A 20,058-nucleotide genomic window follows, 5' to 3' on the forward strand; every position below is an offset into this window, starting at 1 on the left:
GTCTTAACGGGCGACGTTACGCCGCCGCCAAAATCACATGCGCCTGGATCTTCGCGGCCACCGAGCTGTCGCCATGCTTCCGCGCGAGCTCCAGCGCCACGTAATCGGTCACCGCCTGCAGCTCGCCCGGCTTTCTCGCCTCGATCTCGGTTCGCAGCAGCGTGCCCTGGCAATAGGCGAGCGCGACGATGCGCACCGAGGCGGCGTGGCTTTCCTCGGCTCGCGTCTCGATCGCGATGGAAGAGAAGCCGGCGGCTTCGAGGTCGCGGCGGATCAGCGCCTTGTCGTGATAGCCGTGCGGCGTGCGGGCCAGAAAACGCGGCGGGTCGTCCGGGAAGATATCGGCGAGCTCCTCGGTGACGTCATTGGCGAAGACGTTTTCCTCGATCCGGTCCCAGACGCTGAAGAGGAAGTGGCCGCCGGGCTTCAGCACCCGCCTTGCCTCGCGATAGGCGGCCGGCCGGTCGGGGAAGAACATCGCCCCGAACTGGCAGCAGACGAGATCGAAGCTCGCATCCTCGAAGGGCAGCGCCAACGCATCCGCCTGGCGCCATTCGACAGGGTTGCCGGTGGGCTGCCGCGAAGCGGCATAGTCGAGGATCGGCTGGTTCAGATCGCTGGCGACATAGCGCGTCCCGGCGGGCAGCTCCGGCGCCAAGGCCCGCGTCACCACCCCTGTCCCCGCTGCCGTTTCCAGCACCGCTTGCGGCGAAAGCGCCACCGCTCGCCGCGCCAGATCCGCCGCGAAGGGCGCGAAGATCAGCGGTACCATATGGCGGTCGTAATTCTCGGGAATCGAGCCCGCAAAGACGTCGTCGCCTTTCCGCATCGCCATGCCCTCCATCGGCTGATGGGCCCAGATTAGCACGGGCAGCGATTTTGCGTCAGGAGAGGGTTCACGCTCTTGCTATTTTCGTCGAATGGGATGCTAGCTAGGCCTTCAACCGGAGGAGACGATCATGGCTAAGGGGCAGGTTCGCAGCAACAAGGAGGCACGCAAGCCGAAGAAGGACAAGGCGGCGCCAAAGGCTGCCCCCACTCTTGGCTCGCAGGTGAAATCGAGCGAAAGCGACACCAAGAAGAAGTAGACCGGCAACAGCCTCGCCATATGCGGCGGGGCGCAGGCTGGATGGAATGAGAGCAAACGGCGCCCGGAGAACCGGCGCCGTTTTTTATTGCCGGGGCGGGGATGATTCGCCGCCGCTCAGCCCATTGAAAAACCTGGCAAGATTGTGCCTTGATGCCATCGGGCCGGACCTTTTTTGGCATTTGGCCAGAGGTTTTGACCTCGGTCCTGTGCCGCTTTGAAACTAATCAAGCTCTTGAGCACGTTCTTGCCGAGGCTGCGGCGGCGCAGGTTGCGGCAAATATTAGCGCATAAATTGCGCTAATACAGCAACCTTTTGTGTAATTCATACTGAATTGCAACCATGTTGACATGCCCTTTTCGCCTTGCTCGAAAGCAGCCTGGCCGCCCGTTTGTGTGTGGCCGCAAGTTGGGGATGCGTAGTTTATTTCCTTTTTAAGCTATTGAAAAAGCAGGGTGAGCTTTTTGACAATGATGAAGAAAATTAAAGATCGGACGGCCGCCGGATTTGGGCGGCGTCTTCTGGAAACCTCGGCGCTGACGCTGGTTTTCTCGGCGGGATTGCTTGCAGCTGGCATGGGCGTCGCGCGGGCGGGTGAAGCGGGAAATAGTGAGTTGTGGGACCCTATTCCCGGATCTGACGGGATTGCCAGCTCAGGGATCAGTGGCAACGGCAAGGTTATCGTTGGCACCATAGATGAAGAGCGCGCCTTCTACTGGAGCACCGTCGACCGCGAATGGATCGCCCTTCATGCGCTTCCCATCTATTCGTTGATGGCTACGAGCAGCTCCGTGAGCAGCTTGACGGAAGCTTTGGCGGTCAACGAAGATGGTTCGGTTATCGTCGGTACGTCACAAAGCTGGGATGGTATGCATGCCGTGAGCTGGACGAATGGAGACATCAACGACCTCGGCGGGCTGGATGATGCAACCGGATCCTACGCGACTGGCGTCAGCGGAGACGGTTCGGTCGTTGTCGGCTATTCGAACTTCAGCAGCACGGTCAACTCTGCAAGCCGGCAGGCTTTCCGCTGGAAGAATAACCAGATCCAAGGTCTCGACGGGCTGAACGGCGACGGATTCTCGCAGGCATTCGGCGTCAGCGGCGATGGAAAGGTCATCGTCGGCGTCGCGGCCGATGGCGCAAATGCCGGTATAAGCCGTGCAGTCCGCTGGACGAACGACGGTCAGGATATCGAGGATCTCGGCCACCTTGAGGGTGGACAGTGGTCAAGCGCAAAGGCCGCCAGTGAGGACGGCTCCGTCATTATTGGCAACGCTGGCGTTGGCAGTGCCAATCATGCTTTCCGCTGGACGGCCAGTGGGATGAAAGACATCAACGGGTTGGACAGCGATTTCTCTGTCGCCAATGCCGTCAGCGGCGATGGATCGGTCGTGGTCGGTCAAGTGGGTCTTCTCAACGCCTCCCATGCATTCCGCTGGACGGAAGCCTTTGGCATGGAGACCGTCGAGGACTGGCTGAGCCGGCAAGGTGAGGACATCGGCGACGACGTGACGAAGACGGCAACCGGCATCTCCGCCGACGGCACCGTCATAGTCGGTGACTTGGATAATGGAGGCGTCTTTATCGCTCGCGGCGGCTCCGGCATCATCGACGTCGACCAGTACAACACCACCATCGCCGCCAAGCCCTCGGCACAGGTCGGTCTCGGCTACGCCAATACGGTTCTCCAGGGCGCCCATGGCGAGCCTATGCGCGACCTTCTTGGCCTCGGCCAACGCTCTGTCGCCTTCACAGCCGACATCGGCTATGACGACAGCCGTGTTTCCAACGGCGGCGTCGGCATCGGCGACGTGACCTTCGGCTACGGCCTTGCCGAAGGTGTCACTGCCCGCTTTGCCGGCGGTGGTCTCTACACCAAGCAGGACATCGAAACCGGCGGCGACTTCCATCAGGCGGCTTTCTACATGGCGCCTGAAGCCACCATCGCGCTCGGGAGCAGCAACGTCTATGCCACGATCGGCGGCTACTACTCGACCGGCCGGATGAACGTTCACCGCGGCTATATGAACGGCGCCGCCATGGATTATTCGCATGGCGAAACCGACGTCGACACCTATGGCGCCAAGATCCGCTTCGACTGGCTGAATGCTGCGACGATCGCGGGCACCAAGCTGACGCCCTATGCCAGCTTGACCTATGCGCACTCGCATATGGACGGCTACACGGAAGAGGGCGGTTCGTTCCCATCGGCCTTCGATTCCGTCAACGACCACTCGACCGTCGCCCGTATCGGCGTCGACTTCCTCCACGAGCTGACGGACACTGTCCGCCTAACGGCCCGTACCGAAGTCGATTACCGCTTCGAGAAGAACACGGCTGGCATCAGCGGCGAAATCGTCGGCCTCTCGGCCTTCGACTTCGCGGGTGAAGACGTCAAGCAGCTTTGGCTGCGCGGTGCCGTCGGTACCGAGTTCGACGTCGCAGGCGGCACCGCCTCGCTCGGCCTCAATGTTACCACGGAGGGTGATGATCCCAATGTATGGTTGCGCTCAGGTTGGAACGTTAAGTTCTGATTGAAGCAATTTCCTGGTCTTGAGAAGGATACCCGGCGTTTTTCAGCGTCGGGTATTTGTTGTTATTGCAGTAACGACACGGATCTTCTGGCTTAAAATACGTGAAAATTAGTATAGGCACGCCGCGGCTATCAAAGCGACGCGCATAATGATGCCTTTTATGAATCGTTAACCAAGCAATTTTACGAGAGCTAAAATAAAATATCCGAATATTTCTCTGCATTGAATCTGCTTTTTTACAATCTCATACGAAGGACAGCCCCCATGAAGACCCTTATGCTTCGTCTGCTCAAGGACCAATCCGGCGCAACCGCAATTGAATACGGCCTGATCGCAGCCCTGATTTCGGTCGCCCTCATCACCGGCGCAACCAGCCTTGGCGGCACGCTGAACAATACGTTCTCCAACCTTTCGACGACCCTCTCCAGCAAGACGAACTGATCTTCGGCGCTCCCGCCGCTATCCGGATCTGTCACAGTCAAAGACCCGCCTTGCGATAGGCGGGTCTTTTTCGTCTGAGCCTTAACCTTCCGCCGCTGCTCGCAGATAGGCTGCAGCCAATAGTCGCGCCTCGTCGCTAAACCTCTCCAGAACCTCGGGACCCGCCACCAGGCCGGCGAAGCTGCCGCGCGAGAGGCCGGCGAGGGCTGAGAGGAGGGTGAAGGATGCACGGGCGGGGTCGCGGAACGAGGCGTCGCGGGCGTTGGCGAGTGCGCGTGTCACTGCCGTTTCCAGCCTTTTGAAGATGTCGGTGGAGAGGCGGAACTGGTCGATGGCGCCGGCGACGCGGTAGAGTGCGGTCGTTGCTTCAGGGCGGGCGGTCTTCACCGAGACATAGGCGTCGGCAATCGCGTGGGCGATGGTGCTGAGCGGTTGCCGGTCGCGGGTCAGCGGAATGCCTTCCAGCGCTGCGGCGATCTCCTCGAAGTGGCGGCTGAGGATGGCAAACAGCAGCGCCTGCTTGTTGGGGAAATACTGGTAGAGCGTGCCGACCGAGACCCCGGCGCGGTCCGCCACCCGGGTCGTCGTGAATTTCGCCAGTCCATCCGCCAGCAAAACCTGAATCGCGGCTTCGTGAACGGCTTCGACGGTCGCGCCCGAGCGCGCCTGGATCGGGCTTTTGCGGGGTTTCAGGCTCTGCGGAACGGGGTCATTCAAATGCGAATACCGAACTGAAGGATTGTTCAGGTATATTTTTGAGCAGCATCCCGGTCAAGCAAGGGACGGCGAGGTATCGATATGAGAGGTGAGACGATGAGCGAGGCAGACAGCATGACCGCAAATACCGGCATAAGCCGCAGGCTCTTTCTCGCTTCCGCCGCCGGAGCCGCCGCTTGCGCAGCGCTGCCGTCAGAAGCGGCCGCGCAGCCGCGCGTCCTCAAGTTCAGCGATCACGAACCGCTTGGCGGCATGCGCACGCGCTTTCTGCGCGATGTCGTGTTTCCGGCGATCGAGCGGGAATCGCATGGACGCCTGAAGATCGAAGATCACTGGAATGGAGAGATCGCTGCCGCCTATGACGCGCTCAGCGCGGTCAGCAAGTCCGGTGCAGATATGGCGACCGTCGTGCCGGAATATACGGCCAAGGAATTGCCGCTGCACCAGATCTTCAAGAGCTTTCCCGTGGGTCCGGCTGGTGGCCGGCAGATCGATTTCTTCAGCCGTGTCTATGACGATGTTCCGGCTTTTGCGGCGGAGCTGGAGCACAACAACGTCGTGCCGGTCTTCTTCGGGACTGGCTATCCAGTCGCCTTCTTCAGCACGGCGCCGATGGTCGGTCTTGATGGTCTGAAGGGCGGTAAATGGCGCTCGGCGAGCTTCTGGCATCTCGATTTCCTGCGCAATGCCGGTGCGACGCCCGTCACCATGCATTGGGGGCCGGAGATCTACGAGGCAATGAAGCAGAAGACGCTCGATGGCTTGATGGTCAATGTCGATAGCGGCTTCATGCTTGGGGTTCACGAGGCGGCACCGCATGTTCTGGTGTCCGATGACCTGTGGCTCGGTCACGTCTATTTGCTGGCGATCAACAAGACCGTCTGGGATAGCCTCGCGGCGGAGGACCGGGATGCTATCCGCCGCGCGGCTCGCAGCTCCTACCCGACGCTCGGTGCCGCAATGGCGTCAAGCCTGGAGGCGCAACTCGATGATCTCCGCAAGGCGGGTGCGACCGTGCGTATTCTTGAGCCCGGCGAAGTCTCCCGCTGGAGCGACGCTACGCGATATCGGGAAGTCCAGTCCGCCTGGGCGAAGGACCAGATCAGCAAGGGCGTCTCCGGGGCCGGTCCGGCACTGGACGCTGTCACGGCCATCATGACCGACCTGATGGGCTAGTGTAAGATGCCCGGGCGAGCCCGGGCATCTTGCTTTCAGATTGCCTCGAGCGCGGTCAGCGCCTCCGGGGGCAGGGCGATATCCGCCACCGCGAGATTTTCGCGCAGATGCGCCCGCGACGATGTACCGGGGATCAGCAGGATATTCGGCGCTCTCTGCAACAGCCAGGCGAGCGCCACCTGCAGCGGCGTGGCGCCAAGGCGCGCGGCGACGTCGGAAAGCGTTGTCGACTGCAGCGGCGAGAAGCCGCCGAGCGGGAAGAACGGCACATAGGCGGTGCCGGCCGCCGCCAGCGCATCGACCAGCGCGTCATCGCCGCGATGGGCGAGGTTGTACTGGTTCTGGACGCAGACGATCTCGGTGATCTTGCGCCCATCAGCCACCTGCTTTGCGGTGACGTTGGAGAGGCCGATATGCTTGATCAGCCCCTGGCGCTGAAGATCGGCCAGTACCGTCAGCGGCTCCTCCAGCGATCCCTCGGCCGGTCCGTGCACATCGAACATGGCGCGCAGGTTGACCACCTCGATCGCATCGAGGCCGAGATTGCGCAGGTTGTCATGCACCGCCAGGGTTAGCTCTGCCTTCGAAAAGGCTGGGTTCCACGAGGCATCCGGCCCGCGCTTGGCGCCGATCTTGGTGACGATCACCAGATCGTCTCTGTAGGGATGCAGCGCTTCCTTGATGATCTGATTGGTGACGTGCGGCCCGTAAAAGTCGCTGGTGTCGATATGGTTGACGCCGCTTTCGACGGCTTCACGCAGAACCGCGACTGCCTCGGCGCGGTCCTTCGGCGGGCCGAAGACACCCTTGCCTGCGAGCTGCATGGCGCCGTAGCCGAGCCGGTTCACCGTGCGGCTACCGAGCGTAAATGTTCCTGCTTTTGCGAGATTGGACATGGTCTGCCTCCGTTTCGGGATAGACGAGAAATAGGCCGGTTTGGTTCCCGGCATAAGCGGCGACAATCCGCACGGGCTGTACGAAAAATCGGACAATCGTATTGGCCGCGGTGACGGAGGGTCTGAAAAGACAATCAAAAGCTGTCTTCAGGTGCAGCTTTCAGGCCATATCGCCCTCTCCGCCGTGTATTTTCTAATTGAGATTGCAGCCGATCGATGTTCCTATGCGCCCCCGCGTAACTGAGTTCTCGTCCTATCTCGATCCCTCACACGAGCGAGCCATGTCGATTTCAGATACGATCTACCGTCCCTTCGAGCGCCTTATAAGGCCGCTCGACATTCCCTACAGGCCGCTGCCCGCCAAGGGGCCGGCGACGGTTCTGCTGCATTTCATCGCAATGTTCCGCGGCGTGCTGTTTTCGCTGGCCGCCGCCTCGATGGCCATGGAGGCGATCAACCTGTCGGTCGTCTGGGGGCTGTCCGTCATCGTCGATGGCGTCACGCAGAAGGGTGCCGTGGCCTTTCTGGAAGACGAGTGGCTGCTCTTGACTTTCCTCGGCCTGCTGATCTTTCCGGCGATGCCGGTCGCCTCGTTCCTGGTCAATACTTTCACGTCGCACACACTCGGCATCGGCATGCCCGCTGCCATCCAGTGGCAGGGGCACAAGGCGGTGGAGCGGCAGGATCTGGCCTTCGTTCACGATCTCTATGCCGGGCAGGTGGCGTCGCGCCTGTCGCAGGTCGCCTCCGCCGTGCAGCAGCAGATCATCGCCGCCTTCCAGACAGTCCCGCGCTTCCTGCTGCAGCTGGCCGGTTCCGTCATTCTCCTGTTGACGCTCTCCTGGCAGATGGCGCTGCCCGTCGTCATCTGGATCGCGCTCAACGTGCTGCTCGCCATCCGCATGGCGCCGGTCTTTGCCGAGCGCTCGCGCCGCTCCGCCAAACAGCGCAGCATCGTCGCCGGCGCCATCACCGATCTCTATACCAACATGCAGATGATCAAGCAGTTTGCCGCCGAAGACAGCGAGGCCGGCGCCATCCGCCGCATCATCGGCAATTCGGTGCGCATCCAGCACGAGGAACAGCGGATCTACCGCACCTCGGAGCTGATCGTCGTCGCGCTCAACATGGCGCTCTGGCTGACGGTGTTGGCGATCGGCTTTTCCGGTCTCGTCAGGGGCTTCATCAGCATCGGCCAGTTTGCCGCCGCCGTCTATATCCTGCAGCGGCTCTCCGGCCACACCTACACCTTCCTGCAGATGGGCGAGCAGATCTTCCGGGCGGTCGGCACGATCAAGGATGCCATGCCCGTCATGACGACGCCGCCTGATATCATCGACCGGCCGGATGCCGGGGAGCTGAAGGTCGGGCGCGGCGAAATCCGTATCGAGAATGTCAGCTTCGCCTACAAATCGGGACCTTCAGTGATCGATGGGCTCTCGCTGACGGTTCGGCCCGGGGAGAAGCTTGGTCTTGTCGGTCTGTCGGGTGCCGGCAAGACGACACTCGCAAACCTGCTGCTGCGCTTCTACGATATTCCCGATGGCAGGATCCTGATCGACGGTCAGGATATAAGCGCGGTGACGCAGATGAGTCTGCGCCGCAATATCGGCGTCATCGCTCAGGATGTCGCGCTGCTGCATCGCTCTGTCGGCGACAATATCCGCTATGGCCGCCCGGAGGCAGAGCAGGCCGAGATCGAGGAAGCGGCGCGTATGGCCAAGGCCGATGCCTTTATCGCCGACCTTGCCGATAGCGACGGCCGCAAGGGCTACGAGGCCTTTGTCGGCGACCGCGGCATCAGGCTGTCCGGGGGACAGCGCCAGCGCGTCGCGATCGCCCGCGTGCTCCTGAAGAATGCGCCGATCCTTGTGCTCGACGAGGCGACCTCGGCACTCGACAGCGAATCCGAGGCGGCGATCCAGGAGCGGCTCAATCTGGTGATGCAGGGCAAGACGGTGATCGCCATTGCCCACCGCCTCTCGACCATTGCCAGCATGGACCGGATCGTGGTGCTCGATCAGGGCCGGATCATCGAGGAGGGCGCGCCCGTTGAACTCGCCGAACGCGACGGTCTCTTCGCCCGTCTCTGGCGCCGCCAGACCGGCGGTTTCATTCCGGAGGACCTGGATTGAGAGGCGCCGCTGGACCATTTTTGGGCAGATGGCGCGAAACCGGCATCGCGATGCGAAACATCCTGATTTCCATTAACTGAGCTGCGCTATGGCTTGTTGCCCCCCAACTCCCATAGAGGACACCATACTATGAAATTCTTGCTTGCAGGCGCCGTTATCGCCGCGCTGCTGCCCGGTATCGCTCAGGCCAAGACGCTGCAATTCCCGGGCGACGCGCCGATCGCCGAAATCGCCATTCCCGACAGCTGGAACCCTGAGGAAACCGATACCGGGATCCAGGCGACCTCTGAAGATTCCGCCATCTATCTGTCGATCGATGTTGCCGACGAGAAGACCACCGACAAGGTCATCGACGATGCCATCGCCTTCCTCCAGAAGAACGGCGTGAAGATCGACGGCTCGACGCAGAAGAAGTCCGACGAGCAGATCAACGGCATGGACATGACCAATTTCGACTGGACCGGCAAGGACGACGACGGCGATGTCAATGTCGGCCTCTCGCTGCTCTCGCCGAAGGCCGGCAAGCTGCTGGTCATCACCTATTGGGGCTCGCAGGGCACGCAGGAAGCCCACGGAGCCGAGCTGCAGGGCATCATTTCCTCGCTGAAGGCTGCCGAATAAGCGGAACGGGCGGGTGCTTCGGGTATGAGGCATCCGCCCGCTTCGCGGGCCCGGCTTAGAGCAGCCTGGTGGGCGAACGCTGCGACAAATACAAACTACATTTTGTAGAGCGCAAAATCGGCACAGCGGCCCAGAGTATCGCGCATGAAGATCACTGCGTTGTCCACGAGCGGATCGTGGTCGCGAATGATATTTCTCTCCCGCGCCCACCCCCACATGGAGAGAATTGGCGGGAAAGTCGGCCGGCCAAAATGCACCTTAAGATGATATCTGATCAGGGTGCGTCTCTCCGCCTCAACAAGAAACAGGGCAAATGGACCATCTCTACCCTGCGGCCTTCGGCCAGGCTCGGGCAAGGGGTTATCCGGCGAGAGATCCAAGAGCAGGTAGCGAGCCGGTGTTGTTGGACTTAGCGTGAGTTCCCGAGAGTCGTTCTCTCCCGGATGAACTTTCATGCCGCAGCTCAGGTTGTGAAAGTCCTGTACCGTAACATCGTGCTGCGTTTTAACTAGCACTGTATCCGGTAGATCAGCTGGTAATTGTAGCCTCGGCAGTGCATTGATATTCGCCTGATAGGCGTTCTCTGCTCTCTCCGTTGCGATTCCGGCCTGATGCCATAGAAAATACGGGATGCCAGCATAGACAGAAAAGAGCACGGCGATGGCCAGTGGGTGCCACGCCCGCACGCAGTACGCTATTGTTGGAATGAGTATGCAGAAGAGCACTGTCGGCAAATAAGCAAATAATCCGACGATCAGCAGGAATGTGACCACAAAGGCAACGAAAATCAGCCCGCTCATCGCTTGTTCACACCCATCGTTAGTCACGCCTTCTGGCTAGAACTGTGCAACGTGAATTAAAACAAAGTACCATTATCTTGGGTTGCAGTTTAGCGAATTTCGATTTCCATCGGATCGATAGGATCAACTCCGCGTTTAAGCCACAGCCTGGAACGGCATTGCCTTGATTTCCGTCACATCGCGTTTCGGCGGCGTGCCGAAGGTACGGGAATATTCGCGGCTGAACTGTGAAGCGCTTTCATAGCCCACCTGATAGGCGGCGCTTGCGACGCTCGCGCCATCCGCCACCATCAGGCGTCGTGCCTCCAGCAGCCGCAGGTTCTTCTGATATTGCAGCGGCGTCATCGCCGTCATGTCCTTGAAATGCTGGTGGAAGGAGGAGGGGCTCATGCGCGCTGCCGCTGCCAGCTGCTCGATGCGCATGGGTGCGGTGAAATTGTCGCGCAGCAGGTTGATCGCGTCGGTCATCCGCCTCGCATGGCTGCCTGGCAGCGCCAGCTTGCAGACTTCGCGGCCGTTCGGTCCGGTCAGTAGCCAGTAGCAGATCTCGCGCATGATCGCGGGATAGAGAACCGGGATCGCCTTCGGCGTCTCCGTCAGCTTCACCAGCCGCAGCACGCAATCGGCCAGCACCCCGTCGAAATCCTGCACGAAGACGCCGGCCGCCCCTTCGCCTGCCGGGCGCGGCGGCTCTTCCATCGCCTCCATCACCTCGCGCAGGATCGCCACATCGAAATCGATGTTGAGGCCGATATAGGGCGCCTCCCTGCTGGCCTCGGTGATCTGCCCGAGCGCCGGCACCTCGAAGGTAACGACCAGCGACTGCATCTCGCGATAATCGAACACCCGGTCGCCGACCATGATCTGCTTGGCGCCCTGCACCACGATGCAGATCGTCGGCCGGTAGATCATGTGGCGGGGCATGACCGGCTGGCTGACGCGCGAGACCGACAGCGCCTTCACGGGCGTCTCGAAACGCCCTTCGGCATCGCCGGCGAGCCTGTCGATATAGTCGAGGATGGCGTGTCTCAATGGTGTCAGCATGGTCTGGAACTCCTTGCCCCAAGCTATGCGCCGCTGTGCGCCATCCCGCAAGGAGGCTGGAGGAATAGGCAAGAAATTCGAGAGTTCCGGCATCAACAAAAGGCGGCCTCGGGCCTACCGTCTAGGCATCCACTCCAACAAGGGAATGCCAGGATGTCCAGTGAAAACCAAGTGAATTCAAAGCATAAGATCGCGATTGTCACCGGCGGCAGCCGAGGCATCGGCCGCAACACGGTCGAGGCGCTGGCAAACCGCGGCGTCGACGTGATCTTCACTTACCGCGCAAATCAAGCAGAAGCCGAAGCCGCCGTTGCTGCCATCGAGGCGCATGGCGCAAGGGCCGTCGCCATCCAGCTCGATACCGGTCGCGTCGCCGATTTCGACGCCTTCGTCGGCAAGGCGAAAGAGGCGCTGCGGGCGCTTGGCGCCAATCGCTTCGAGTACCTCGTCAACAATGCCGGCAACAGCTATCACGCGCCGATATCAGAGACGACGGAAGAGGCCTTCGACGAGCTCGTCAACGTCCACTTCAAGGGCGTTTATTTCCTGACGCAGAAGCTGCTGCCCCTCATCAACGACGGCGGCCGCATCATCAATATCTCCAGCGGCCTTGCCCGCTTTACCGTTCCCGGCATCTCTGCCTATGCCTCGGTGAAAGGCGCGATCGAAGTCTTCACCCGCTATCTCGCCAAGGAGCTCGGCCCGCGCGGCATCACCGCCAATACGGTCGCCCCCGGCGCCGTCCAGACCGATTTCAGCGGCGGCATCGTGCGCGACAACCCCGTCTACAACAAGATGGTCTCCGACCAGACGGCGCTCGGCCGCCCGGGTCTCGCCGAAGACCTCGGCCCGATGATCGCCTCGCTGCTCTCCGCCGAAAACCGCTGGGTCAACGGCCAGCGCATCGAAGTCTCCGGCGGCGCCAATCTCTGAAACGGAAGGCGCGCGGCAGCTCAGTCGCGCGCTGCCCACAAGAGGCCGCGGCGCAGGATTTCACGCATATGCGGATGCTCGTATTCGGCCGCCACATGGCCGAGTGCGGAGTAGAACACCCTGCCGCTGCCGAAATGGCGCTTGAAGACGACTGGCATCACGACATTGCGGGCCGCCTCGTCGTGTTCGCCGGAAAAGGTCGTCGTCGCCAGCACTTCGACGGTCGGGTCGTAATGCAGGTAATATTGCTCCGAGCGGTAATCGAAATCCGGAATTCCGGAGACAAGCGGATCGCTCTGCCTGGTGATGTTGACGCGGAAGTCGATGATGTTGCCGGGATGCGAGACCCAGGTGACGCCGGAGACGTAGCGGAACGGCGCGCTTTCCTTGAAGGAGGTCGCCAGCGCCCCATGCGGGCCGCCGAGCCCCAGCCCGCCGCGCACCGCCTCGACCAGCGCATCGGCATGTGCCTTTTCCAGCTTCTCGCCGGTGATGATCGGCACCAGCAGGTCGGCTCTGGCAACGTCAGGCGAGCCGAAGATACCGAGATCGCCGGTCACTTCGGTCGAAAAGCCCTCCCGGCGCAACATGTCGCCGACAATTGCGGCGCATTCCTCCGGCTCGTGGCCCTTCCATCCGCCCCAGACGACGATTGCCTTGCGCATTCCTCCACTCCCATGCTGATTCCTCGGGGATAACCGCAACATAGGGCGAAGATTGCCTGATGTCAGGCCGGAGGATTGGCCCAGCCGCTCATCCAGTCGGCGCGCAGCCTGTCGCCATCGCCGCGGAAGAAGGCGTCGCCGGCCTCGCAATGGGCGATGCGGTCGCTGCGGAAATTGCGGATCGCCTGGCGCAGCTCGCACCAGCCGACCAGATTGGCATAGTGCGAATAGTAGATCAGCGCGATCGGCCGGATGACGCGCTCGGTGGCGCGGCCAAGCTCGTCGCGATAGTCGAGCACCAGTTTCTGCTCGTCGCGGATCGCCCGGCGCGCCAGCCCGAGATCGAAGCTTGCGGGCGGCGGCGCCACCGTGCCCCAGGCGTAGAGCGCCTTGCTTTCCATCGCCTGGCGCAGCGGCGCCGGGACCGCGCCGGCGATCTTCTGGTTCACGCGCCGTGCCGCCTGCTTCAGCTCCTCGTCGCCGGTCCGCTCGAGCAGCGCCAGCGACAGCACGATCGCCTCGGTCTCCTCGATCGAGAACATCAGCGGCGGCAGGTCGAAGCCGGGCCGCATGATATAGCCGATGCCGCGCCCGCCCTCGATTGGCACGCGCATCGCCTGTAGCGCGGCGATATCGCGGTAGATCGAGCGCACCGTCACTTCCAGACGGTCGGCCATCGCCTGCGCCGTCATCGGCTTCTTCGAAAGCCGGAGAATCTGGATGATCTCGAAAAGCCGCGATGCCTTGCGCATTTTGCCCGCCCGTTGAAACGCTCCTGACAATACACTGTCAGTTGCCCACGCGTATAGCACCTGCCTATCGGATTGAAATCACAGGTGGAGAACAGGAATGCGCCGCCTGATATCGAATGGGCAACTGACATGACCTACAGCGAAAACCTCTGGCTCTACTTCACCCTTCTCTTCGGCATCATCATCGTTCCCGGCATGGATATGCTCTTCGTTCTCGCCAATGCGCTGACCGGGGGCAGGGGCCGCGGCATGGCGGCAACGGCGGGCATCATGGCGGGCGGGGCGGTTCATTCGCTCTATGGCGCGATCGGTGTCGGCATTCTCGCCAGCCTGCTGCCCTCGCTCTTTGCGCCGCTGCTCTTCATCGGCGCCGCTTACATGGTCTGGATCGGCTTCACGCTGATCCGTTCTTCGATCCGGGTGGAAACCGTCGGCGACGGCGCCGTGCGCACCGACTGGCGCGCCTTCCGCCAGGGCGCCATCACCTGCCTGATCAATCCCAAGGCCTATCTCTTCATGCTCGCGGTCTATCCGCAATTCCTGAAGCCCGCCTATGGCCCGATCTGGATGCAGGGCGTCATCATGGGGGCCATGACGCTCGCCACCCAGTTCGCCATCTACGGCGCCGTCGCCTTCACCGCCGACCGCAGCCGCACGCTGCTGATCGCCAACCCCGCCGCCACGATCCTGATCGGCCGTGTCGCCGGTGCGCTGCTGATCGTCGTTGCGGTGCTGACGGCCTGGCATGGATGGCAGACGGAAGTGTCATTCTCGGCGGGCGGCAATTGAGCTATCATCTGATTCTGGCACCGCCCGTGCCTCCCCCCTCCATCGGGAAAGTATCGATCATGCAGGGCATTTGACTATCGAACCCACTGTTCGGGCATGACGCATAAGGAGGGAGTGCAGCATTTGCTCGCATCAGGAGGTTTTGATGAAACTGTCTGCACCTGTCTATCGCCTGAAACGCAAGGCAAGACTGCTTTCCCGCCAAGAGAAGATCCCCCTTCACGAAGCGCTCGACCGGATCGCCGCCGGTGAAGGCTTCGGCGGCTGGAGCCTGCTCTCCGCCAGGATGACCGAAGTCCTGCCCGGCAGCGCGCTTTTCGCCCGTCTTGAACCCGGCGATCTCGTGCTGCTCTGCGCACGTCCGGGCCACGGCAAGACGCTGATGAGCCTGGAGCTCGCCGTCGAGGCGATGAAATCCGGCAATCGCAGCGCCTTCTTCACGCTCGAATATACCGGCCGGGACGTTCTCGATCGCTTCGCCGCGATCGGCGCGGATTTCGAGCGCTTCCGGGACCTGTTCGAGTTCGACACGTCCGACGCGATCAGCGCCGATTATATCGCCGCCCGCCTTGCATCCGCGCCGCGCGGCACGCTCGCCGTGATCGATTATCTGCAGATCCTCGACCAGAAGCGCGACAATCCTGATCTGATGACCCAGGTCCGCGCTCTGAAAGCTTTCGCGCGGGAAAGGGGCATCGTCATCGTCTTCATCTCGCAGATCGACCGGTCCTACGACCCGGCGCTGAAGCCTTGCCCGGATATCGGCGACGTCAGGCTGCCGAACCCGCTGGACCTTGGCCTGTTCGACAAGACCTGCTTCGTGAACAACGGGGCGATCGAGTTCCGGGCGGCATAGCAGAACCTTGCGCCTGTGGCCCCCTCATCCCCGCCGCAGCAAGTTGCGCCTGAAACTTTCGGGACACTTCTCCCCTCGGGGAGAAGGTGGCGTCAGCGGGGTGAGGAGGCTCCGGGCGCGACGGCGCCATTCTCGCTAGCACCCTACCAATTTGAAATCCCTGTCATATCACCCACTTGTTACTTCGCGGCCCGCATAAATTTGCCATCATGCGGCCGCGAATAAGAGGCGCCGGGATTCTAAGCCCTCGGTATCCAAGAGGAGTCGACACTATGAAGTTCAAAGCGATAGCGGCAGCTGTCATGGTTGCCGGAATGGCGGCCACGGCGGTCTTCGCACAGGACGGCACGCATGAAGCGCGTGAAGCCATGATGAAGAAGATCGGCGGTTCGGTCGGGGCCATGACGGCGATCGCCAAGGGCGAAAAGCCCTACGATGCCGAGGCCGTCAAGGCCGCGCTCACCACTATTTCGGAAACCGCCAAGGCCTTCCCGGACCAGTTCAAGCCGGGTACCGAGCAGGGCGACAAGGAAGCCAGCCCAAAGATCTGGGAAAACATGGCGGACTTCAAGGCGCGGGCAGACAAGCTGAGCGCTGACGCGGACACCATTCTTGCCCAGCTTCCGGCAGATCAGGCCGGTGTCGGCGGCGCGCTGAAGACGCTCGGCGCCAATTGCGGCGGCTGTCATCAGGCCTACCGCATCAAGGAATAGCGGTAGGTCTTCCCCATCCTTAAAGCTTTCGGTCCGCCCCTGCCTTGCCGCGGGTGCGGACCGGTTTATGTTCAGCCGGGATATCTGGTAAAAAACATGGGGGTAGCGGCCGATGGTCCGCAGGTTCATCCGCTTCGTGCTCTGTCTGATCGGCGTCGTCATCATCGGCGGCGCGGCCTTCTATTTCATCACCGCGCCCAATCCGCTGCCTGAAAGCCACTGGGCCGATCTCGGCGCGCCCGATGTGAAGAACGGCGAGACGGTGTTCTGGGCGGGCGGCTGCGTCAGTTGCCATGCGGCGCCCGGTTCTGAAGGCGATGCCAAGCTGACGCTGTCGGGCGGTCTGGCGCTGAAGAGCCCCTTCGGCACCTTCCATGTCCCGAATATCTCGCCCGACGAGACGGCCGGCATCGGCACCTGGACGCTGGCGCAATTCGGCAATGCCATGAAGCGCGGCGTCGGCCCGCAGGGCCAGCATCTCTACCCGTCCTTCCCCTACGGCTCCTATGCGCGCCTCAGTGACAAGGACGTCAACGACCTCTTCGGCTACATCAAGACGCTGCCGAAGAGCACCAATGTCGCCCCGCCGCACGAACTGCCGTTCCCCTATAATATCCGACTGGCGCTTGGCGGCTGGAAGCTCCTCTATTTCAACGACCAGCCGCGCGTCGTGCTGGCGAACGCCGACGACAAGCTGAAGCGCGGCCAGTATCTGGTCGAAGGTCCCGGCCATTGCGGCGAATGCCATACCCCGCGCGATGCGTTGGGCGGCTTCAAGCCCGACATGTGGCTGGCAGGCGCGCCGAACCCGGAAGGCGAGGGACGTATCCCCAACATCACCCCCGGCGGCCAGGACGTCGGCAACTGGAGCGAAGCCGACATCGCCAACTACCTCGAAACCGGCTTCACCCCGGATTTCGACTCGGCCGGCGGCTCGATGACCGAAGTCCAGCAAAACATCGCCCACCTGCCGAAGAGCGATATCGAGGCAATCGCAGCCTATCTGAAGGCGGTGCCGAAACGGTGATGCTTGCAAAAAATGCTAGCATCGCTTACCTTTATTGCTGATGAACGGGCGGCATCGACGGACACTGCAGGCAGTCTTCCACGATCCGGTCTCCGGCTCGATCATCTGGGACGACATTGAAAGCCTGCTCGTCGCCGTCGGCTGCACCATCATCGAAGGAAGCGGCTCGCGCGTGAGGTTCGAGAAGGACGGCAAACTGGCCTTTTTTCATCGGCCGCATCCGCAGAAGGAAGCCAAGCGCTACCAGGTCAAGGATGCCCGGCGCTTCCTGCAGTTATTGGGAGTTGAGCCATGAATGTCATGAATTACAACGGATATGCAGCGCGCATTGAGTTCGACGCTGAAGACGAGATCTTTTTCGGCAATATCGCCGCCATTTCCGATGTCATCGGCTTTCATGCGGATACGGTCGAAGGCCTGAAGACGGCCTTTCACGAAGCGGTCGACGATTATATCGAAACCTGCCGGAAGCTCGGCAAGGAGCCGCAGAAAACCTATTCCGGCAAGATGATGTTCCGTGTCGACCCTGATGTCCACGCCCGTGCGGCACGGGCGGCGGAGCTGGCGGGCAAGAGCCTGAACCAGTGGGCCGAAGAGGTGCTGGCAACGGCTGCGGATAAGTCTGCCGCTTGAGAAGAGTGAGCGCCGCCGCTCGGGCGCTCATGAAAAAAGGCGGCATCCGGGATGCCGCCTTTTCTGTTTTACGACGGGATCGAGCCCAGGGCGTAGAGAATGCCCCTGAGCTCTGCGAGACCGCGCATGCGGCCGATTGCCGGATAGCCCGGCGTGACCGTCTTGTTGAGGTCGTCGAGCATGCGGTGGCCGTGGTCGGAGCGGAAGACGATCTGGTCGCTGGCGCCGCGCTTGTTGTCCTCGGCGACGAGTTCCTTGAGCACAGCGACCATATTGACGTCGCCCTCAAGGTGGGCGCTCTCGTGGAACGAGCGGCCGTCGCCTTCGCGCTTGGTGGCACGCAGATGCGCGAAATAGATGCGGGAGGCGAAGCGGCGGGCGATTTCAGGCATGTCGTTTTCGGCGCGCACGCCGAGGCTGCCGGTGCAGTAGCACATGCCGTTGGCCGGCGATGGCACGGCGTCGAAGAGGGCGGCGTAGTCCTCGGCGCTTGAGGCGATGCGCGGCAGGCCGAAGAGCGAGCGCGGCGGATCATCGGGATGCAGCGTCAGCTTGACGCCGCGGGCTTCGGCGGCCGGGGTGACGGCCTGCAGGAACTCGATCAGGTGCTGGCGCAGCTTCGCCGCATCGATGCCGGCATAGGCAGACAGGACCTCGCGGAAACCGGGGATCGTCAGCGGCTCGGTGGTCGATCCAGGCAAGGCCGAGGTGATGATGCGGGTGATTTCCGAAATCTCCTCCTCACTCATCTCGTCATAGACCTCGCGCGCGCGCCTCTGGTCCTCGGCCGAATAGTCATCGCCGGCGCTCTGGCGCTGCAGCACGAAGAGATCGAAGGCGGCGAAGCGCTCGTGATCGAAGCGCATGGCGGTCGCGCCTGTCGGCGTGATGTAGTCGAGCTCGGTGCGGGTCCAGTCGACGACGGGCATGAAATTGTAGCAGATGATCGGGATATCGCAGGCTGCGACTGCTTCCATGCTGGCGATCCAGGCTTCGATCTCGGCCTTCGCCTTGCCGCCCTTGCGCTTGACCGCATCGGGGATCGGGATGCTTTCGACAACCGACCAGACGAGCGGCGAGCGCCCGGCGGGCGTCGTCTCGATCATCGACTTGCGCTCGGCGACTTCCCTTTCGGTCCAGGCGCGGCCGATCGGCACCTGATGCAGCGAGGAGACGATGTTCGTCGCGCCGGTCTGGCGCACCTCGTCCAGTGTCACCGGGGCTTCAGGCCCAAACCATCTCCATCCTTGCCGCATCGGTTTCCTCCTCGTCTGTCTTCTGTTTCTTGTTTCGTTGCCCTGCCGGGATCAGCAGAAATAATCGGGATAGCGGGTGCGCAGCTCCGCCACGTCAGGGATGACGGCGCTGAGGTGATGCAACATCGCCTCGCGGGCGGCCTCCACGTCATGACCGGCAATCGCGTCGCGGATGACGATATGCTCGCGTACCACATTGTCCATGCGCCCGAGCGCCGGCAGCGTCAGGCGGCGGGCGCGGTCGATCTGCACCTTTACCGTCTTCAGGATCGTCCAGATGCCGGGGTAACCGGCAATGCGGGTGATCGCCTCATGGAAGGCCTCGTCTTCCTCGTGGAAACCCGAGGTGTCGCCGAGCGAGGCCAGCGATTTCTGCCGGCTGATGATCATGTCGAGCCGCTGGATATCAGCCGGTGTCGCGCCGCGAGTCGCAGCTTCGACTGTCGTCGTCTCCAGCGCCTTGCGAACGACAACGGCTTCGGGAATGGCGGAAACCGGAACACGGGAAACGACGGTCGCCGATTGCGGGTAGATATCGACGAGGCCGCCTTCGGCAAGTCGTAGCAGGGCTTCACGCACCGGGGTGCGGCTGACGCCGAATTCCTCGGCGATCTTCTTCTCCTGCAGCGGCATTCCCGGCGGCATGCGCAGCGAGACGATATCCGCATAGAGCTGGTTGAAAATGGCATCGGCAGTCGTCACGCGGCGCAGCTTCGCCGGTCTTTCCGTCATAGGCGGAAAGTCGATCGCTTCGGAACCGGATGCCTGCCGCATGCTATTTCCTGCACGTTGACTCTGTTGTGCATACTAGTATATCAATCCTCATCCATTGCCAAGGCTTGCCGAAGAGGAGCGGTCGCTTTGCAAGGCTTTCAACCGCTTTTCGGTGGTTGAGCCGGCGCTTTGATCTCGCCTGGCAGATCACGGGAGAGCTGGTTGTCCGGGTTCATTCGCCGACAACAGCACAAGAGGAGGAGAG

At 61.9% G+C, this 20,058-nt stretch carries 22 protein-coding genes; 13 read left to right on the forward strand and 9 right to left on the reverse strand.

Annotated features, from left to right (window positions below; all coding sequences use genetic code 11):
• Positions 1 to 16: 16 nt before the first annotated feature.
• Entirely contained in the window at positions 17 to 829 is an 813-nt protein-coding gene (locus ACEN84_RS25860) for a class I SAM-dependent methyltransferase (RefSeq protein ID WP_413712539.1), read from the reverse strand.
• A 130-nt stretch (positions 830 to 959) separates the two neighbouring features.
• Between ACEN84_RS25860 and ACEN84_RS25865 the strand changes: the two genes are divergently transcribed.
• The 3 genes from ACEN84_RS25865 (at position 960) to ACEN84_RS25875 (ending at position 4,066) form a co-directional block, all read left to right on the forward strand.
• Positions 960 to 1,088 (forward strand): hypothetical protein, encoded by a 129-nt coding sequence (locus ACEN84_RS25865; protein ID WP_354541113.1) that lies wholly within the window; start codon positions 960 to 962, stop codon positions 1,086 to 1,088.
• A 470-nt stretch (positions 1,089 to 1,558) separates the two neighbouring features.
• A complete protein-coding gene (locus ACEN84_RS25870) occupies positions 1,559 to 3,625 on the forward strand; it encodes an autotransporter domain-containing protein (protein WP_413712183.1) in 2,067 nt (688 codons plus the stop codon).
• A 264-nt stretch (positions 3,626 to 3,889) separates the two neighbouring features.
• Positions 3,890 to 4,066: a Flp family type IVb pilin gene (locus tag ACEN84_RS25875; protein ID WP_413712184.1), complete on the forward strand. Its 177-nt coding sequence runs from the start codon at positions 3,890 to 3,892 to the stop codon at positions 4,064 to 4,066.
• 81 nt (positions 4,067 to 4,147) lie between these two features.
• Here the strand turns inward: ACEN84_RS25875 and ACEN84_RS25880 are convergent, their stop codons facing one another.
• The gene (locus tag ACEN84_RS25880; RefSeq protein ID WP_413712185.1) at positions 4,148 to 4,783 is read right to left on the reverse strand and encodes a TetR/AcrR family transcriptional regulator; all 636 of its coding nucleotides are present in this window, start codon (positions 4,781 to 4,783) and stop codon (positions 4,148 to 4,150) included.
• A 96-nt stretch (positions 4,784 to 4,879) separates the two neighbouring features.
• Here ACEN84_RS25880 and dctP point away from each other — a divergent pair, with 96 nt between their 5' ends.
• Positions 4,880 to 5,959: a TRAP transporter substrate-binding protein DctP gene (dctP, locus tag ACEN84_RS25885; protein WP_413712186.1), complete on the forward strand. Its 1,080-nt coding sequence runs from the start codon at positions 4,880 to 4,882 to the stop codon at positions 5,957 to 5,959.
• Positions 5,960 to 5,994: 35 nt separating this feature from the next.
• On the opposite strand, the gene ACEN84_RS25890 is transcribed toward dctP, so the two are convergent.
• The gene (locus tag ACEN84_RS25890; RefSeq protein ID WP_413712187.1) at positions 5,995 to 6,855 is read right to left on the reverse strand and encodes an aldo/keto reductase family oxidoreductase; all 861 of its coding nucleotides are present in this window, start codon (positions 6,853 to 6,855) and stop codon (positions 5,995 to 5,997) included.
• Positions 6,856 to 7,136: 281 nt separating this feature from the next.
• On the opposite strand from ACEN84_RS25890, the gene ACEN84_RS25895 reads away from it, so the two are divergent.
• Both ACEN84_RS25895 and ACEN84_RS25900 read left to right on the forward strand, forming a co-directional pair.
• Positions 7,137 to 8,990, forward strand: a complete 1,854-nt coding sequence (locus ACEN84_RS25895) for an ABC transporter ATP-binding protein (protein WP_413712188.1) — start codon at positions 7,137 to 7,139, stop codon at positions 8,988 to 8,990.
• A 129-nt stretch (positions 8,991 to 9,119) separates the two neighbouring features.
• Positions 9,120 to 9,611 (forward strand): histidine kinase, encoded by a 492-nt coding sequence (locus ACEN84_RS25900; RefSeq protein ID WP_112715031.1) that lies wholly within the window; start codon positions 9,120 to 9,122, stop codon positions 9,609 to 9,611.
• A 95-nt stretch (positions 9,612 to 9,706) separates the two neighbouring features.
• Here the strand turns inward: ACEN84_RS25900 and ACEN84_RS25905 are convergent, their stop codons facing one another.
• Together ACEN84_RS25905 and ACEN84_RS25910 are read right to left on the reverse strand one after the other, a co-directional pair.
• Positions 9,707 to 10,411 carry a hypothetical protein gene (locus ACEN84_RS25905; protein ID WP_413712189.1) on the reverse strand — a complete coding sequence of 235 codons (705 nt, stop codon included), beginning with the start codon at positions 10,409 to 10,411 and terminating at the stop codon, positions 9,707 to 9,709.
• 135 nt (positions 10,412 to 10,546) lie between these two features.
• Entirely contained in the window at positions 10,547 to 11,455 is a 909-nt protein-coding gene (locus ACEN84_RS25910) for an AraC family transcriptional regulator N-terminal domain-containing protein (RefSeq protein ID WP_413712190.1), read from the reverse strand.
• A 153-nt stretch (positions 11,456 to 11,608) separates the two neighbouring features.
• Here ACEN84_RS25910 and ACEN84_RS25915 point away from each other — a divergent pair, with 153 nt between their 5' ends.
• Positions 11,609 to 12,388: an SDR family NAD(P)-dependent oxidoreductase gene (locus ACEN84_RS25915; protein WP_413712191.1), complete on the forward strand. Its 780-nt coding sequence runs from the start codon at positions 11,609 to 11,611 to the stop codon at positions 12,386 to 12,388.
• A 20-nt stretch (positions 12,389 to 12,408) separates the two neighbouring features.
• On the opposite strand, the gene ACEN84_RS25920 is transcribed toward ACEN84_RS25915, so the two are convergent.
• Positions 12,409 to 13,053 carry a ThuA domain-containing protein gene (locus ACEN84_RS25920; RefSeq protein WP_199625810.1) on the reverse strand — a complete coding sequence of 215 codons (645 nt, stop codon included), beginning with the start codon at positions 13,051 to 13,053 and terminating at the stop codon, positions 12,409 to 12,411.
• 62 nt (positions 13,054 to 13,115) lie between these two features.
• A complete protein-coding gene (locus tag ACEN84_RS25925) occupies positions 13,116 to 13,805 on the reverse strand; it encodes a helix-turn-helix transcriptional regulator (RefSeq protein ID WP_112715039.1) in 690 nt (229 codons plus the stop codon).
• 129 nt (positions 13,806 to 13,934) lie between these two features.
• Here ACEN84_RS25925 and ACEN84_RS25930 point away from each other — a divergent pair, with 129 nt between their 5' ends.
• The 6 genes from ACEN84_RS25930 to ACEN84_RS25955 all read left to right on the forward strand — a co-directional run bounded on the left by ACEN84_RS25930 (position 13,935) and on the right by ACEN84_RS25955 (position 17,823).
• On the forward strand, positions 13,935 to 14,594 hold the full coding sequence (locus ACEN84_RS25930) for a LysE family translocator (RefSeq protein WP_413712192.1): 660 nt from the start codon (positions 13,935 to 13,937) through the stop codon (positions 14,592 to 14,594).
• A 145-nt stretch (positions 14,595 to 14,739) separates the two neighbouring features.
• Positions 14,740 to 15,450 (forward strand): DNA helicase, encoded by a 711-nt coding sequence (locus ACEN84_RS25935; RefSeq protein WP_413712193.1) that lies wholly within the window; start codon positions 14,740 to 14,742, stop codon positions 15,448 to 15,450.
• A 272-nt stretch (positions 15,451 to 15,722) separates the two neighbouring features.
• A complete protein-coding gene (locus ACEN84_RS25940; RefSeq protein ID WP_112715045.1) occupies positions 15,723 to 16,163 on the forward strand; it encodes a c-type cytochrome in 441 nt (146 codons plus the stop codon).
• Between the two features lie 112 nt (positions 16,164 to 16,275).
• Positions 16,276 to 17,190 carry a c-type cytochrome gene (locus ACEN84_RS25945; RefSeq protein WP_413712194.1) on the forward strand — a complete coding sequence of 305 codons (915 nt, stop codon included), beginning with the start codon at positions 16,276 to 16,278 and terminating at the stop codon, positions 17,188 to 17,190.
• A gap of 40 nt (positions 17,191 to 17,230) precedes the next feature.
• Positions 17,231 to 17,485 (forward strand): type II toxin-antitoxin system HicA family toxin, encoded by a 255-nt coding sequence (locus ACEN84_RS25950; protein WP_413712540.1) that lies wholly within the window; start codon positions 17,231 to 17,233, stop codon positions 17,483 to 17,485.
• Complete coding sequence (locus ACEN84_RS25955) at positions 17,482 to 17,823, forward strand: type II toxin-antitoxin system HicB family antitoxin (protein WP_413712195.1); 342 nt, start codon at positions 17,482 to 17,484, stop codon at positions 17,821 to 17,823. The genes ACEN84_RS25950 and ACEN84_RS25955 overlap by 4 nt, the downstream gene beginning before the upstream one ends.
• Before the next feature lie 68 nt (positions 17,824 to 17,891).
• On the opposite strand, the gene uxuA is transcribed toward ACEN84_RS25955, so the two are convergent.
• Both uxuA and ACEN84_RS25965 read right to left on the reverse strand, forming a co-directional pair.
• On the reverse strand, positions 17,892 to 19,079 hold the full coding sequence (uxuA, locus tag ACEN84_RS25960; protein ID WP_413712196.1) for a mannonate dehydratase: 1,188 nt from the start codon (positions 19,077 to 19,079) through the stop codon (positions 17,892 to 17,894).
• Between the two features lie 51 nt (positions 19,080 to 19,130).
• Positions 19,131 to 19,853: a GntR family transcriptional regulator gene (locus ACEN84_RS25965; protein WP_112715051.1), complete on the reverse strand. Its 723-nt coding sequence runs from the start codon at positions 19,851 to 19,853 to the stop codon at positions 19,131 to 19,133.
• Positions 19,854 to 20,058 lie beyond the last annotated feature (205 nt).

The organism is Rhizobium sp. Rhizsp82, assembly GCF_047325115.1.
GTDB lineage: Bacteria > Pseudomonadota > Alphaproteobacteria > Rhizobiales > Rhizobiaceae > Rhizobium.